The following is a 721-nucleotide window of genomic DNA, read 5'->3' as shown; positions in this document are numbered from 1 at the left end:
CCTCGATGCCCTGCTCGWCGAGCAGGGCATCGAGGCGGCGCCGGTACCGGTGGCGGGGCAGACCCGCTCCAACATCGCGGTCGCCGAGCCGGACGGCACGCTCACGAAGATCAACGCCCCGGGTCCCGAGCTGTCGCGCGACGAGCGCGAGGCGCTGCTCGCCGCCGTCGGGGAGCGCTCCGCCGGGGCCGACTGGATCGCCTGCTGCGGCAGCCTGCCGCGCGGCCTCGCCCCCTCCTGGTACGCCGACCTGGTGGCCCGCGCGCACGCCGCGGGCGCCCGTATCGCCCTGGACACCTCGGGCCCCGCCCTGGTCGCGGCCCTGGCCGAACGCCCCGACGTCGTCAAGCCCAACGCCGAGGAGCTCGCCGAAGCCGTCGGCCGCCCCCTCACCACCGTCGGCGACGCCATGCGGGCGGCGGAGGAGCTGCGGGCGATGGGCGCGGGTGCCGTGCTGGCCAGCCTCGGCGCGGACGGCCAGCTCCTGGTCGGGGACGCGGGCACGTACTTCGCGAGCGCCCGCGTCGACGCCGTACGCAGCAATGTCGGCGCGGGGGACTCCTCGCTGGCCGGTTTCCTCATCGCCGGGGGCGCGGGGGAGCGCGCGCTCGCCTCGGCCGTGGCGSWSRGSGGGGCGGCCGTGGGGCTGCCGGGCAGCGTCATGCCCTCGCCCGCCGATCTGGCGCCGGAGGCGGTCACCGTGACGGCCGACGTCCCGCTG

General features: G+C 78.2%; 1 protein-coding gene. It reads left to right on the top strand.

Annotated elements, in window-relative coordinates:
- Positions 1–721, top strand: a 721-nt coding sequence (locus tag AB8Z36_RS41495) for a hexose kinase (RefSeq protein ID WP_369218494.1), incomplete at both ends; no start/stop codon positions are given.

It is taken from the genome of Streptomyces flavofungini (assembly GCF_041028215.1).
Lineage (GTDB): Bacteria > Actinomycetota > Actinomycetes > Streptomycetales > Streptomycetaceae > Streptomyces > Streptomyces flavofungini_B.
The sequence above is the reverse complement of the archived record's forward strand: the minus strand, read 5'-3'. Positions and strand labels throughout refer to the sequence as shown.